The sequence below is a fragment of the Sphingomonas daechungensis genome (assembly GCF_014489495.1).
GTDB classification, from domain to species: domain Bacteria; phylum Pseudomonadota; class Alphaproteobacteria; order Sphingomonadales; family Sphingomonadaceae; genus Sphingomicrobium; species Sphingomicrobium daechungense.
In genome coordinates this window covers 963,120-976,014 of the sequence record NZ_CP060780.1, presented here as the reverse complement: position 1 = coordinate 976,014, position 12,895 = coordinate 963,120, and the positions used below count along the sequence as shown (strand labels likewise).

Below are 12,895 nucleotides of genomic sequence, written 5' to 3'. Positions count from 1 at the left end.
GTGGAAAGCTGACGTTAGGAGTAGCGTGCTGATATCCCCCACATGCTCCACACGCGTACACTAAATGGCACAATCGAAATCGAAGGTCGGGCGTACGACTGGGACCTACGTCGCGAGCCGCAATGGTGCACTGTGGACGGCTGGCAAGGTATGTTGGTCGGAGTCCGGGATGCGACCGAAGATGGGCGCGAGGCACTATTACACTTTCCCCGCGCCAAGGGTCCTGCTCAGCGAGGCCAGAGGACCCCGCCACCGCCCACAGGTCCATCGTCAGGAACTTGAACAAGCCATCAAGGGTGCGCTGGCGGCGGGCTGGGAACCGAGCGCTAGAGGCAAGGCATTCCACTTCGATGTCTAATGTCCGCGATGGGTGGAAAGCGGACGCCCGCGATCGATGTAGAAGGTGCCGCCAAACTACTGACGGCACTGTCTACAAGGTGAACTAGGCTATCTGCCGGCGTGCGATTGCGCCCGCCTTACGCCGCCTCATAGAGAGACCGACCGCACCGAAACCGAAAAGCATCATTGCCCAGGTCGCGGGCTCCGGAACGGCAGCGATTTGCGAGGTCGTGAACTGCGTTATCGCCCCCGCTGTTGACTGCGTTCCGGTGGTGGCTGCACCATTGAAGATGTCGACAACGCTGTAGATGCCGTCGTCAAGCGTGTTCACCGTGTCAAAGGTCAGAAAGCCGAACCCGGAGCCCGAGACCGTCGCGTCGGTCGGGATCAGGAAGTCGAGAATCAGACTCCCCATGGCCGGATCGTAGAGGAACGGATTGTCGAACATGATAGTGTAGTCGAATGGCTGGGAGCCCGTTCCCGTTGCAGCGGTGGAGAGCGACAGCGCCCCTGAATAGACCGTCTGCGGGTTCAACAAATTGTTCGCAAACACTGCATCGGCAACTCCCGATGAGTCATTGCCGGACGCCCCGGTTACGCCGGCCTGGATCGTAATGTCGGACACATTGACGGTATTGCCGGAGAAGAAGCTCGGCCCCGCGCCCGGATAGGCACGAAAGCTGATGGCACTGATCGACTGCGGTCCGCTGAAATAGCTGGACGAATAGATTTGCTGGACACGGCTTCCGCCGGTTCCGAAATAGCGAAGGGGCGCAGGACCTTGGGCATTTCCTGGGGCCGTCGGCACAACCTGCTGGGCTAAGGCCGATACGGGCAGGCACACGGCGGCCATTGCCAACAGACCGATACGTCCCTTTTTCATTAATACTCTCCTTGCCCGGAACGGGACCAAGGAGCTACGGTTGGGCGCCAGCGGCGGACGCAACTGCCGGTAAATAAATATTAATCAGCCGTTTCGGTAGTTGCCGTCGTGGCGCGCGCACCTGACTGACCCGCCCATGCGTCTACCAGCGAGATGTCTCCGTATCTCCAATACAGGGTTAACCTGTCGAAGGAGAAATTTATGAGGAATCTTGCTCGCCCGGTTGCCATCGCTCTGATGATTGCAATGGCAGGCTCGTCACCGGCAGGCGCCCGCAATCCGATGGTTGGCGGCGCCGCGATGTATTCGACCAAGACTATCGTCCAGAACGCCGTGAATTCGAAGGATCACACCACATTGGTCGCGGCCGTCAAAGCGGCCGGGTTGGTCGATACCTTGTCCGGGAAAGGTCCCTTCACCGTTTTCGCGCCGACGAACGAAGCATTCGCGAAATTGCCGGCGGGGACCGTCGACACGCTGCTGATGCCTGAAAACAAGGGCAAGCTTACCGCGGTGCTCACCTATCACGTCGTTCCTGGGACCTATACCGCGTCCCAGATCGCAGCGATGGCCGCAAAGCATGGCGGCACCGCGACGCTGAAGACCGTGCAAGGCGAGAACCTCAGGTTCCGTAAGTCGGGCGGCGGCTGGTGGGTCATCGACGCCAAGGGCGGCAAATCGCGCATCACCATTGCCAACGTGATGCAATCGAACGGCGTCATCCACGTCGTCGACACGGTTGTGATGCCCTGAACACGCTTGCGTGCCCGATTGGGGTCGGGCACGCCCGGCGGGAAGGGGTCAATTCAACCGCGTGATGCGGCGACTTCCCGCCGGCCCTATCAGTAGGGACCGGGATCGGGCATGACCATTACGATGAATCGTGGCGTAAACGACGGCCCCGCAAGGGACGAACTGAGAGCGCTGATGCTGGCGACCGCGGACGGCGACGTGCAGGCGTTCGAAACGCTTTATGGCCGGACTTCTGGGAAGCTCTACGGGATCTGCCTAAGGCTGCTCGGCAATGAGGCCGAAGCCCAGGATGTGCTTCAGGACACCTACGTGAAAGTCTGGCAGAAATCGGCGACCTTCGACGGCGACAAGGCGAGCCCGATCACCTGGCTCGCAGTTGTTGCACGAAACAAGGCCATCGACCGTTTGAGGCAGCGGCTTCCGAACAGCGAAGATGTCGGTGCGGCCGAGGGTATTGCCGACGGGGGTCTGTCCGCGATCGATGTGATCGAGGATCGGCAGGAGTCCGAGCGGCTGGCCGGCTGCCTCGACGAGCTTGAACAGCGTACGCGCGACATGATCCGGGCGGCTTTCCTGGATGGCGCGACCTATCCTGAGCTCGCGGAACGGCAGGGTGTCCCGCTTGGGACGATGAAAAGCTGGATCCGGCGCGGCCTCCAGCGACTTCGCGGATGTCTGGAACGATGAGCGACGACCGCACAGACATGGATGACCGCAACATCCTCGCTGGTGAATATGCGTTGGGCGCGCTTACCGGGGACGACCTGCGCCGCGCCCGCGACCTTGACGCCTCGGATGCCGAATTCCGGGCAGATGTCGAACGCTGGACTGGCCGGTTCACTCGCCTGTACGAGGAGGTGTCAGAGGTCGCGCCGCCCCGCATGCTCTGGTCGAGGATTACCGCTGACGTTGGCCACACCGGCGCGTCCGGCAATGTGGTCGCTTTGCGGCGAAAGGTGTCGATCTGGCGCGGTTCGGCGCTTGGGATGACCGGCATTGCAGCTGCTCTTGCTCTTTTCCTGGTGTTCCGGCCGCCGGTCCCGGTCCCGGTCCGGGCCGTTCCGGCTGAGCCGATGGTGGCAGTCCTCGGCGATGCCCAGGAAGCGAAAGTGGTCGCGAATTGGGACCCCGACCGCCGTCAATTGATCACCGTGGTGTCCGGAAAGCTTTCCGGCGATCCCGCCCACTCGCATGAGCTTTGGGTAATCCCGGCCGGCGGCAAGCCGGTCTCGCTCGGAACCTTGCCGGGCTCTGATCAGTCACACGTCACGCTGGCCGAAGCGCTCGCCAAGTTGCTTCAGGAAGGCGCGACGATTGCTATCTCCGTCGAACCGCGCGGTGGCTCTCCGACGGGTGCGCCGACCGGCCCGGTCGTGGCTTCCGGCCCGCTGAAGCCTGCCTGATCCGGATACAAGAAACACCAATCGACGACGCGCTGAATAAGGCTTCTAGCTCGGTTCGGTTTTCACGCGTCGAACAAAGGCGTTGGAAAATTTTCAGCGGCAGATGCCTGCCCAATGGCAGGAACGGGTCGCAGACGCCCGGCGGGATATGCCGGAGATCAAGCACGGATGGGGGTTGGTTTGGCTCGCAGTTGGGAGTCCGAAATGGGTCGAAAGCTGACACTGGCTGCTTCGCGCTTGTGAAACTCTGACGTTTACGTAAGCAGCCGCTCGGAGTGTCGATTCCAGGAGGGGAGAGACAGTCCCGGCTCGGATGGCCCCCAGCTGTCCGGGCCGTTCCTGATCTCTTTGCCAGCCTAGTGTCCGCTTTGGGTCGAATACGGTCGCGGCGGGTTTGGGTGGAAAGCGGACATAAGCTCCCTTAACTTGGCTCGGTGCATCGTGGGTTTGAATTCGCCGGCCTGGCTGAAGCAATTCTGACCACTGGCCGCACGCAACCGACGTACGACCCCGCGACCTTGACAGCGATCAAAATCGAGTCCGCGGTCCTGATGCGAGCCCACCCGACCAAGATGGATAATCCGGCTGGGTAGTTATATCGCTCGCGCTATTGCTTATTCCGCGGAAAGCGCGCTTCGTTGCTTCAGGAACGACTTTCCACCTGTCCGTCCGCGCCCATGTGGTTGGGCCGCTCCAGCGAACCGCCGGTTCGCCTCCTAGCTAGACAGCTAGATACAGGGAACAATCCGATGAAGAAGTTACTGGCCTTTGGCCTCGCCGTTGCGCTTGCAACGCCCGCATCAGCTCAGCTCAAGCCTTATACGGACTACACTGTGAGCGACACCGTCTCGAATGTCTCCACGATCAAGGTGAAGGAGAACATGGTCGAAGACTACCTACAGGGTATCCGCCAGACCTGGGTAGCCAGCAGCGCAGCTTCAAAGCGGCTTGGGCATATAAAGGACTATCATGTGTATGTGAGTGACCTGCCGAACGGCGGCGAGTTCAATGTCATGCTAGTTACAACGTTCGCCAACACCAGCGATCTGGCGCCAAATAAGGCTCGCTACGAAGCGTTCATGCGAGAGTGGGGAACGGCAAACGAAGCCCCAACCCGAAGTACCACCACTACCGTCTATCCCAATTTGCGGGACATAACGGGTGAATATCTGATGCGTGAAGTGACGTTCATGCCATCGAAGTAGGAGATTGGGGGCAGAGAGGCGCTTCTGCCCCGATCTATTCGCTTCCAAAGACTCAATTGATCAAAGCGGGCAGGAGGCCTACCGGCAGGTTTGGGTCGAAACCTGCCGCTAGATCCGGCAGAGGGCAGCATTCTGGACCGCTAGCTGCCCGCCGCAGTCATCGCCAATGTTCGCGAACCGGCTCAGCGCTTCTTGGGGTCAGGCCTTGCGACGGGTTTCTTGCTTTTACGCAATCCCAGCTGGTTTGCGGTGATTGCCACGGCCATGATCGCGTTCACGATCGCCTCCTCAGCATATCTAGCGGCGCGCATTGTACCACTCTTGGGGCAAGCGGTCAGGAGGGTTTTGGCGGCGTCGGCGCTAACGTCCGATTTCGCGACTTAGTGGCCGCTAGCGAAGCGACCTTGTGATCATGCCGGTCGAGCTTCCGACCTTGATGCCAAGCTTCTTGATGGTGATCAGGCTGTGGGCGGCGCGGCCTCCGGCCAGTGGAATGATCCATTGTTCTACGGAGACGCCGCCCTTCAGCTTAAAGCGGAATCGGAAGCGGTCGCCGACTTCCTCGGCGGTGACCGGCCCTCGCGCCTCGCTCATCGTTCCGACGTAACGGCCCGGGGCGACTTGCTTCATGTGCCAGCGGCGCTGGTACGGCTTCTTGCCTTCATCCTCGACGCGCTGGACCAGGACGAGCGAGCCGTCCGGCTGGATCTTTCCCTGGCCGATGGTGCGTGCCTTGTAGGGTTCCCTGGTGATGAGATCGACGGTGCTCACCATCTCCGTCGCGCCTTCGAAGAAGCGGAGGGGTAGGGGAGCCGCTCGGCCTTCGCCGCCGGTGCGGAACACAGGAACAGGCTGCCGATGAGCAACGCGGATGCACGCAACGCCATGGAAAGGCTGAACCAAGGCCGTGGGGTCGCGGTTCCTATTGCTGCGTTCAAAGCGTCATCTTTCCCTTGCGAGGCGTCGGAGTCCCGAGCGTTTCACTGGTGAGCGGTGCCCCGCGTCGAGGAGTGCCTGGCGGCGGCCTTTGATGTCGACGCCGCGCTGGATGTCTTCGAACGGCTTGGTGGCGGCGAAGGCGTCGTGGGCGAGTGCGCGATCGACGAAGCTCGCAACCTTCGGCCAGCGCGCCGGGTCGGGATGGTAGTCGACGTAGGCGGCGTTTCGGAAGAAGGTAGCGATCGCGATGTCGGCCAGGCCGAACTCGCCGAACAGCCAGCCGCTCTCGGGAAGCTGGCCTTCCAGATAGTCCATGACTTCCGGGATGTCCTCGGCCAACGCCTTGTCGATGCGCTGCTGATCGCCCGGCTCGCCCCAGACCATCGGGTGGACGAGCTTCTGATAGAACAGGTTCCAGATGAAGACGTCGCCGAGGCGGGTGTCGGCATATTCCTCGAACCAGCGGGCGCGGGCGCGGTCCTTGGGATCGGAGGGGAGCAGCGGGGGCCCCGGGTAAGCCTCGTCGATGTAGGCGCAGATGACGGAGGAATCGCCCGCGGTGAAGTCGCCGTCGATCAGGACCGGGATGCGGCTCAGCGGGCTCAGGCGGCGGAACTCGTCATTGCCGAAGAACGGCGTGATCGGGTCGATCTCGTAGGCGAGGCCCTTGAGGTGAAGGCAGGCGAGGACCTTGCGGACATAGGGACTGACGAAGCTGCCGATGATCTTCATTTGAGCGTCAACCTTGTGACGTGGCCCATCTTGCGGCCGGGGCGGGCCTCGCCCTTGCCGTAGATGTGGACGTGGGCATTCGGGTCCGCGAGCAGATCCCGCCAGCCGTGGACCTCGTCGCCGATGAGATTGTCCATGGCCACGGCTGCCGCGGCGAGGTCGGTCGAGCCGGGCGGAAGATCGCAGACGGCACGGATGTGCTGCTCGAATTGCGACGTGACCGCACCTTCGATCGTCCAGTGGCCGCTGTTGTGCACGCGCGGAGCGATCTCATTGACGACGGGGCCATGGGCGCTGGCGAAGAATTCGACGGTCAGGACGCCGATGTGGCCGAGGGCTTCGGCAACGCTGGCTGCGGCCGCGCGGGCTTCGGCGGTCTGGCCAGCGATGAGATCGCCGCTGGGAACGGTCGACGTGCGCAGGATGCCCTCGCGGTGGGCGTTGTCGGGACTGTCCCAGAAGGTCGTCCGGCCGTCGGCCCAACGTGCGACGATGACGGAGAACTCGGCGGCAAAACTGACGCCGGCTTCGGCAACCGCGGGCTCGTGGGAAATCGCGTCCCACGCCGCCGCTGCCTCCTCCGGTGAGCGGATCCAGGCCTGGCCCTTGCCGTCGTAGCCGTAGCGGCGGGTCTTGAGCACGATCGGGACGCCAAGCTCGGCGACCGCGGCTTCGACGTCTTCGAAGCTGGAGACCGAGCGCCAAGGGGCGACACGGGCTCCGGTGGCCTCGATGAAGGCCTTTTCCTCCGCGCGGTCCTGGGCGACGGCGAGCGACTTGGTGCCCGGCCGAAGCTTGTCGCCGAGGACCCTGAGCGGTTCGACGGGCAGGTTCTCGAACTCGTAGGTCGCAATGTCGACCGCCTGCCCGAAAGCTGCGAGGGCCGCGGTGTCGTCGTACGCTGCTCTGGTAAAGCCAGCGGCGACATCTGCCGCGCAGGGCCGTTCGTGCGGGTCGAAGATGTGGCATTTGTAACCGAGCTGGGCCGCGGCGACCGCCAGCATCCGGCCGAGCTGGCCGCCGCCGACAATCCCGATGATCGAGCCCGGGGCAATCATTCCGGCGATTCGACCACCGCCTGGGTTTGCTCCTCGCGATACCGCTCGACACGCGCCGCAAGATCGTCGTCGATCGTCGCAAGGATCGAGGCCGCGAGCAGGCCGGCATTGACGGCGCCGGCGCGGCCGATGGCCAGGGTGCCGACAGGGACGCCGGCGGGCATCTGAACGATGGAGAGCAGGCTATCCATGCCTTTCAAGGCCTGGCTTTCGACAGGAACGCCAAGCACGGGAAGGCTGGTCATCGAGGCGGCCATGCCCGGCAAATGCGCGGCTCCGCCGGCACCGGCGATGATGACCTTGAGGCCGCGCTCCTTGGCGGTCGACGCATAATCGTAGAGGCGCTTGGGCGTGCGATGGGCGGAAACGACCTTCGTCTCGTGAGCGACCCCGAGCTTGTCGAGCGTCTCGGCCGCGTGGCGCATCGTTTCCCAGTCCGAGCTGCTGCCCATGATGATACCGACGAGCGGCTGCGACATTCCCCTGCTTCCCTCCGCCTCAGCAATTGTGTCGTTTAGGAACACGCCATCGCATCGTCCAGTCATGGGTATTTTCCCCGAGGCCGAATCAGATTATGTTTTTCGCTCTTAAGGGGAATCTCGGGCTCCTATGAACGATGTGGTCATCGACGTGACCGATCCTGACACCCTGCTTGCAGAGGTGCGGCGCCTCAAGGCCGAGATCGCGCAACTGCAGGAGCGCGTCGAGCTTCTCGATCGCCTCGCCTACCAGGATGTGCTGATCGACCTGCCGAATCGGCGTGGATTCATGCGTCACCTGGAAGCGGCGATCGACCGCGTCAGCCGCTACGATGACAGCGCAGCCATGCTGTTCGTCGACATCGACGGCCTCAAGATGATCAACGACACCTTCGGTCACCAGGCCGGCGACGAAGCGCTCATGCAGGTTGCCGACATGCTTGCGAAGGGCGTCAGGAAGAGCGACTGCGTGGCCCGGCTGGGCGGCGACGAGTTCGGGATCCTGCTGGAGCGGGTCAACGAAGTTGGAGCTTCGGAGACGGCCGACCGCCTTGTCTCGATGATCGCGGATTGCGAGTTCTGCTTCCAGGGTACGTGCCTGCCGCTGAGCGTGGCCATCGGCATTTCAGCAATCGAGCCGAACGATCAGCCGGAGGCGGTCATGGCCCGGGCCGACCTTGCCATGTATCGGCAAAAAGCCGCGGCCTAAGCCGCGCGCTCGCTCAGATAATAGGAATCGCGGACTGTCAGGTCGTCGTTGAGTTCGTAGACCAGCGGCTGGCCGGTCGGAATCTCGACACCCACAATTTCATTGTCGCCGATGTTCGACAGATGCTTGATGATGCCGCGGATCGAATTGCCGTGCGCCGCGACCAGCACGCGCTCCTCACGTCGCAGCGCCGGGACAATCTCCGCATCGTAGTAGGGCAATGCGCGGGCAATCGTGTCCTTCAGGCTTTCCGTATTTGGCACCGGAATGCCGGCATAGCGCCGATCATTGCCGACGGCATATTCGCTATCGTCGGCGAGCGGGGCGGTGGGATATCGTAGGAGCGGCGCCAGATCTTCACCTGCTCGGCCCCGACCTTGTCGATCATCTCCTGCTTGTTGAGCCCTGTCAGCCCGCCATAGTGCCGCTCGTTCAGATGCCAGTCCTTGGCGACCGGCAGCCACAGGCTGTCGAGCTCGTGCAGGACGAGGTGAAGCGTGCGGATGGCACGGGTCAGGACGCTCGTGAAGCAGCGGTCGAACTCATAGCCGCGGTCCTTCAGCAATTTGCCGGCAGCGCGCGCTTCGTCGACGCCCTGCGCGGAAAGATCGACGTCCCACCAACCGGTGAATCGGCTCTCCAGGTTCCATTGCGATTGGCCGTGGCGAAGCAGGACAAGCGTTGGCATCAGGCGTCGACCCTGTCCTTGGCGGGCTTCTCCGCCTTTGCCTTCGAGAGGTCGGGAAGCGTCGCGTGGAGCGCTTCCAGGCAGGCGAAAGCCAGGAACTTCGACCGCTCCGGGCTCCAGCCGTAGAGCGGGTCGGGCAGGTCGAAATTGTCCTTGAACGGCATTTCTAGGGTCATCGACACGCAGCCGAAGCGCTCGGCAAGCTGGGTGGTGGACATGGACATGTTGGCCTGGCCGGGAGGAGGAACCTCATAGCCCTGGCGGGTCTGGAAGTCGGGCGAAATGCGCTCGAGATTATCGGAGAACGTTTTGAACAGGCCGAGCTGGCGATCCGTCAGCGACGGGATGCCTTCGAACCCGGCGAGGAAGTTCGCCGGGATGGCTTCGTCGCCGTGGACGTCCATCGCGAAATCGACCCCTGTCTCGTCCATCGCATTGCGGACGTAGAGAACCTCAGGGCTCTTTTCGGCCGTCGGCGCATGCCATTCGCGGTTGAGATTGATGCCCACGGCGTTGGTGCGCAGATGGCCGCGCTTCGACCCGTCCGGGTTCATGTTCGGAACGATGTGGAAGGTGCAGTCGCGGCGAAGCACGCGCGAGACGGGATCGTCGGGATCGGTGAGCTTCTCGAGGGCGCCCTCCATCCACCATTCGGCCATGCTCTCGCCGGGATGCTGGCGAGCGTAGAGCCAGACGGTGAGATCGCCGTCGCCGATCGTCAGGCAATCGAGATCCTGTCCGTCGATCGACTTGCCGAGCGAACGATACTCAACGACCGGAAGCGATGCGTACGTCGCAATCAGGTCGTGGTGACGCTCCATCGAGTATGGCGCGAAATAGGCGAGCCAGACGCAGTCGGTTGCCGGCGTGAAGCGGATGGTGAGGATGCCATCGGCATAGCTGGTATCATGGACGCGCAGCCACTCTTCGCGATCGTTCGAGACGACCGCCTTGTAGTCCGGCCAACCGTTCGGATAGGCGGAGTCCGCGCAGTTGGTGATCCGCAGCGTGACTTCGCGGCCCTCGCCGCCAGCAAGGCGGAAATAGAACCACTGGTAGAAGTCGGACATGTGGTCCTTGACGATCTCGAGATCGACCGTGTTGCCGTCCTGCTTCGCGACGCGGATGTTTCCTGCATCGAATGCGCTCGAAATCGTGAGTGCCATGAGACCTTCTTGAAAAATGCCGGTAATCGGCGCCGCTGATAGTGTGAGCCTGTCCATCAAGCAAACCGTCTTCCAGAGCGCATGTGCTTGGCGACAATGGGATAGTCCCCTAAGCAATCCGCAATGGGGGCTTCTTTTCAATGAGGGCATGATCGCGCGGTGTGGAGTGCTCGCACTGCTGGCGTGCGCGCTCGCCTCGTGCAATCGGACGATTGAGATCCAGGCTCCACCCAAGGTGGAGACCAAGGCGGAACTGCCGAAGCTGATCTCCACCCTCGAAGCCCCGATCGTGGTGCCGATGGCCGATGTTCAGGCGGCCCTGAACCGGGCTGCTCCGACCGTCCTCTGGAACATTAATCAGTATGAGGATGCATGCGTTCCGGCGCAGCGCGCATTCAAGGGCGGCAAGGTGCTTGGCGTGAAGATCTTCGGGCGGAAGGGGCTGAAGGTTACGCCCAACCTCGGTTGCCAGATCGTCGGCCGTGCGGTCCGTGGACCGATCCGGCTGAGCGGACAGGGTCAGATCCTGCAGATGACCATGCCGGTTTCGGCGGTGGTGAGCGTCAGGGACGTCGGCGGCATCATTCGGCAGGAGACCGCCACCGGCGCCGTCAACGTCACCGCCAGCGTTCGCCTGGGCATGCGCAGCGATTGGACGCCGACGGCGAAGCTCGACATCACTTACAACTGGACCAACCCGCCTGGAATCGACCTGCTCGGCCGGCGGATCACCTTCATAAAGCAGGCTGATTCCCGGCTGACCGGAGTCGTTGCCGGGCTCGAGAAGTCGCTGCCGGCCGAGCTTCAGAAGCTGAATGTCCGGCCCCAAGTCGCGCAAATCTGGGGCGGGGGCTTCACGACCATCCTTCTCAACCGCGAGAATCCGCCCGCCTGGATGCGCGTATCGCCGCAAAAGCTCGGCGTTGTCGGCTACAATGCCAACAAGACGAACATTACGCTGACCATCGCGGCGCAGCTCCTTACCGAGACCTTCGTTGGTGAACGGCCGACGGACCCGGTCCCGACGCCGCTCCCGCCGCGGCCAACGGCCTCAAGGAAGTCGGGATCGTCTTCAACACGCCAGTGATCGCGGACTATGGAGAAATTGAGCCCGTCATCCTCCGCGCCCTGCAGAAGCGCGCGGCCAAGGGATCAATATTCGAAACGTCGGCGCTGTCGATGCGACGTTCCAGAAGGTGACCGTCTATGCGACCGAGAACGGCAGGGTTGCTGTCGGCATCGACCTGGCCGCGCAACTGGTCGGCAAGCCGCGAACCAGGACGAGCGCCGTCGTCTGGCTGACCGGAACCTTGTTCAACGAACCCAATTCCGCGGTCCTGAGCGTTCATGATCTGGCCATTGCCGGCGACACCAGCAATGCGGCCGTCAATCTTGCAATCCGCTTGTTCACCGACCCGACGATGATCGGGACCGTCCAGGCTGCGCTTACCGAGGATTTCGCGAAGGACTACGATCATGTCATCGCCGCCGCCCGGAAGGCGATTCAGGAACGGCGGCAGGGCGATGTCGTCGTCTCGGCGCAGATCGATAAGGTCGAATCCGGCCGGATCGAAGCGACGGGACAAGGCCTGTTCCTTCCTGTCCGCGCAACCGGAAGCGGGACGATCAAGTACCAGCCGATGAGATAGCTGAGTTAGAGCAAGGGAGTTCTCATGATTGCTTACGTCGCTTTGTCCGTCGCTTCATTGCTGATTGCCGCCTCGTCGCAAGTCGCGACCGCTCCCGTTCCTTCGCAGGCAGCTTCGTCCGAGCGGCTTGCGAAGATCGAAGCCGCCGTCGCCAGTCCAAGCCGGACTCCGGCGAACGTCGTTCGCGATCGGTATCGGCATCCCGCGGCGACCTTGAACTTCTTCGAGGTCGATCCAGGCGACACGGTTGTCGAGATCTGGCCTGGCGGCGGCTGGTACACCGAGATCCTCGCGCCCTACCTCGCAGCTGGCGGAGGCAAGCTATACGCCGGCGCGCCGGATTGGGGACGCAGCGGCCTTGCCAAGCTGCAGCAGGCCGATGCCAAGCTTTACGGTGGAATCGAGGCGGTCGATTTCCCGGCCTTTGATTCGGCTGCAAAGCGTCTTCCGGACGGCACGGCGGATGTCGTCCTGACCTTCCGCAACGTCCATAACTGGCGGATGGGGTACCGCCGCGACGACAAGCAGGACTACAGCGCGGAAGCCTTTCGCCAGATGTTTGCGATGCTGAAACCCGGCGGGGTCCTTGGCATCGTCGATCACCGGCTGCCGGAATCGGCCAGCGAGGAGCGCGAGCGCAGCAGCGGCTACATCAAGGTTTCGACCGTCCGCCGGCTCGCGGAGGCCGCGGGCTTCAAGCTCATCGCTTCGTCGGAAATCAACGCCAATCCGAAGGACACGACCGACTGGCCGGAAGGCGTGTGGACGCTGCCGCCATCGCTGGCGCTGAAGGACCAGGACCGCGACAAGTACCTGGCGATCGGCGAAAGCGACCGCATGACGCTTAAGTTCGTGAAACCAACGGCGTAGGGCACTGGCGCCGCGCCAAAGC

General features: G+C 62.6%; 14 protein-coding genes and 1 pseudogene. 8 read left to right on the top strand and 7 right to left on the bottom strand.

The annotated features are described in order from the left end of the window. Positions 1 to 442 precede the first annotated feature (442 nt). Positions 443 to 1,222 carry a PEPxxWA-CTERM sorting domain-containing protein gene (locus tag H9L15_RS17100; protein WP_223276527.1) on the bottom strand — a complete coding sequence of 260 codons (780 nt, stop codon included), beginning with the start codon at positions 1,220 to 1,222 and terminating at the stop codon, positions 443 to 445. Positions 1,223 to 1,423: 201 nt separating this feature from the next. Between H9L15_RS17100 and H9L15_RS05130 the strand changes: the two genes are divergently transcribed. From H9L15_RS05130 to H9L15_RS05115, 4 genes are all read left to right on the top strand, one after another. Further along, positions 1,424 to 1,975, top strand: coding sequence for a fasciclin domain-containing protein (locus H9L15_RS05130; RefSeq protein WP_187715407.1), 552 nt, complete (start codon positions 1,424 to 1,426; stop codon positions 1,973 to 1,975). 174 nt (positions 1,976 to 2,149) lie between these two features. Next, a complete protein-coding gene (locus H9L15_RS05125; RefSeq protein ID WP_223276526.1) occupies positions 2,150 to 2,662 on the top strand; it encodes a sigma-70 family RNA polymerase sigma factor in 513 nt (170 codons plus the stop codon). Then, complete coding sequence (locus H9L15_RS05120) at positions 2,659 to 3,378, top strand: anti-sigma factor (protein WP_187715406.1); 720 nt, start codon at positions 2,659 to 2,661, stop codon at positions 3,376 to 3,378. Before H9L15_RS05125 ends, H9L15_RS05120 begins: the two co-directional genes overlap by 4 nt. Before the next feature lie 749 nt (positions 3,379 to 4,127). Then, a complete protein-coding gene (locus H9L15_RS05115; protein WP_187715405.1) occupies positions 4,128 to 4,583 on the top strand; it encodes a hypothetical protein in 456 nt (151 codons plus the stop codon). Between the two features lie 390 nt (positions 4,584 to 4,973). Here the strand turns inward: H9L15_RS05115 and H9L15_RS05110 are convergent, their stop codons facing one another. The 4 genes from H9L15_RS05110 to purE all read right to left on the bottom strand — a co-directional run bounded on the left by H9L15_RS05110 (position 4,974) and on the right by purE (position 7,791). Next, positions 4,974 to 5,426, bottom strand: a complete 453-nt coding sequence (locus H9L15_RS05110) for a hypothetical protein (protein WP_187715404.1) — start codon at positions 5,424 to 5,426, stop codon at positions 4,974 to 4,976. 99 nt (positions 5,427 to 5,525) lie between these two features. Further along, on the bottom strand, positions 5,526 to 6,254 hold the full coding sequence (locus tag H9L15_RS05105; protein ID WP_187715403.1) for a glutathione S-transferase family protein: 729 nt from the start codon (positions 6,252 to 6,254) through the stop codon (positions 5,526 to 5,528). Beyond that, positions 6,251 to 7,312 carry a 5-(carboxyamino)imidazole ribonucleotide synthase gene (locus tag H9L15_RS05100; protein ID WP_187715402.1) on the bottom strand — a complete coding sequence of 354 codons (1,062 nt, stop codon included), beginning with the start codon at positions 7,310 to 7,312 and terminating at the stop codon, positions 6,251 to 6,253. The genes H9L15_RS05105 and H9L15_RS05100 overlap by 4 nt, the downstream gene beginning before the upstream one ends. Then, the gene (gene purE, locus H9L15_RS05095; RefSeq protein WP_187715401.1) at positions 7,309 to 7,791 is read right to left on the bottom strand and encodes a 5-(carboxyamino)imidazole ribonucleotide mutase; all 483 of its coding nucleotides are present in this window, start codon (positions 7,789 to 7,791) and stop codon (positions 7,309 to 7,311) included. The genes H9L15_RS05100 and purE overlap by 4 nt, the downstream gene beginning before the upstream one ends. Positions 7,792 to 7,921: 130 nt before the next feature. Here purE and H9L15_RS05090 point away from each other — a divergent pair, with 130 nt between their 5' ends. Continuing rightward, positions 7,922 to 8,500 carry a GGDEF domain-containing protein gene (locus H9L15_RS05090; RefSeq protein ID WP_187715400.1) on the top strand — a complete coding sequence of 193 codons (579 nt, stop codon included), beginning with the start codon at positions 7,922 to 7,924 and terminating at the stop codon, positions 8,498 to 8,500. On the opposite strand, the pseudogene gpmA reads toward H9L15_RS05090, so the two are convergent. Next, positions 8,497 to 9,188 (bottom strand): annotated as a pseudogene (gene gpmA, locus H9L15_RS05085) (2,3-diphosphoglycerate-dependent phosphoglycerate mutase). The gene H9L15_RS05090 and the pseudogene gpmA overlap by 4 nt on opposite strands. Next, a complete protein-coding gene (locus tag H9L15_RS05080; protein WP_187715399.1) occupies positions 9,188 to 10,354 on the bottom strand; it encodes a M14 family metallopeptidase in 1,167 nt (388 codons plus the stop codon). The pseudogene gpmA and the gene H9L15_RS05080 overlap by 1 nt, the downstream one beginning before the upstream one ends. Before the next feature lie 148 nt (positions 10,355 to 10,502). Between H9L15_RS05080 and H9L15_RS18625 the strand changes: the two genes are divergently transcribed. The 3 genes from H9L15_RS18625 (at position 10,503) to H9L15_RS05065 (ending at position 12,873) form a co-directional block, all read left to right on the top strand. Further along, positions 10,503 to 11,441: a DUF4403 family protein gene (locus H9L15_RS18625; protein WP_262984919.1), complete on the top strand. Its 939-nt coding sequence runs from the start codon at positions 10,503 to 10,505 to the stop codon at positions 11,439 to 11,441. A gap of 109 nt (positions 11,442 to 11,550) precedes the next feature. Next, the gene (locus H9L15_RS18620) at positions 11,551 to 12,003 is read left to right on the top strand and encodes a DUF4403 family protein (RefSeq protein ID WP_262984918.1); all 453 of its coding nucleotides are present in this window, start codon (positions 11,551 to 11,553) and stop codon (positions 12,001 to 12,003) included. Positions 12,004 to 12,027: 24 nt separating this feature from the next. After that, on the top strand, positions 12,028 to 12,873 hold the full coding sequence (locus H9L15_RS05065; protein ID WP_187715397.1) for a class I SAM-dependent methyltransferase: 846 nt from the start codon (positions 12,028 to 12,030) through the stop codon (positions 12,871 to 12,873). Positions 12,874 to 12,895 lie beyond the last annotated feature (22 nt).

What these genes read in the sequence shown, in the direction of transcription:
- H9L15_RS05120 (WP_187715406.1), top strand. Translation starts at nt 2,659, where the DNA reads ATGAGCGACGACCGCACAGACATGGATGACCGCAACATCCTCGCTGGT.
- H9L15_RS17100 (WP_223276527.1), bottom strand. Translation starts at nt 1,222, where the DNA reads ATGAAAAAGGGACGTATCGGTCTGTTGGCAATGGCCGCCGTGTGCCTG.
- purE (WP_187715401.1), bottom strand. Translation starts at nt 7,791, where the DNA reads ATGTCGCAGCCGCTCGTCGGTATCATCATGGGCAGCAGCTCGGACTGG.
- H9L15_RS05115 (WP_187715405.1), top strand. Translation starts at nt 4,128, where the DNA reads ATGAAGAAGTTACTGGCCTTTGGCCTCGCCGTTGCGCTTGCAACGCCC.
- H9L15_RS05065 (WP_187715397.1), top strand. Translation starts at nt 12,028, where the DNA reads ATGATTGCTTACGTCGCTTTGTCCGTCGCTTCATTGCTGATTGCCGCC.
- H9L15_RS18625 (WP_262984919.1), top strand. Translation starts at nt 10,503, where the DNA reads ATGATCGCGCGGTGTGGAGTGCTCGCACTGCTGGCGTGCGCGCTCGCC.
- H9L15_RS05130 (WP_187715407.1), top strand. Translation starts at nt 1,424, where the DNA reads ATGAGGAATCTTGCTCGCCCGGTTGCCATCGCTCTGATGATTGCAATG.
- H9L15_RS05100 (WP_187715402.1), bottom strand. Translation starts at nt 7,312, where the DNA reads ATGATTGCCCCGGGCTCGATCATCGGGATTGTCGGCGGCGGCCAGCTC.
- H9L15_RS05090 (WP_187715400.1), top strand. Translation starts at nt 7,922, where the DNA reads ATGAACGATGTGGTCATCGACGTGACCGATCCTGACACCCTGCTTGCA.
- H9L15_RS05125 (WP_223276526.1), top strand. Translation starts at nt 2,150, where the DNA reads ATGCTGGCGACCGCGGACGGCGACGTGCAGGCGTTCGAAACGCTTTAT.
- H9L15_RS05080 (WP_187715399.1), bottom strand. Translation starts at nt 10,354, where the DNA reads ATGGCACTCACGATTTCGAGCGCATTCGATGCAGGAAACATCCGCGTC.
- H9L15_RS05105 (WP_187715403.1), bottom strand. Translation starts at nt 6,254, where the DNA reads ATGAAGATCATCGGCAGCTTCGTCAGTCCCTATGTCCGCAAGGTCCTC.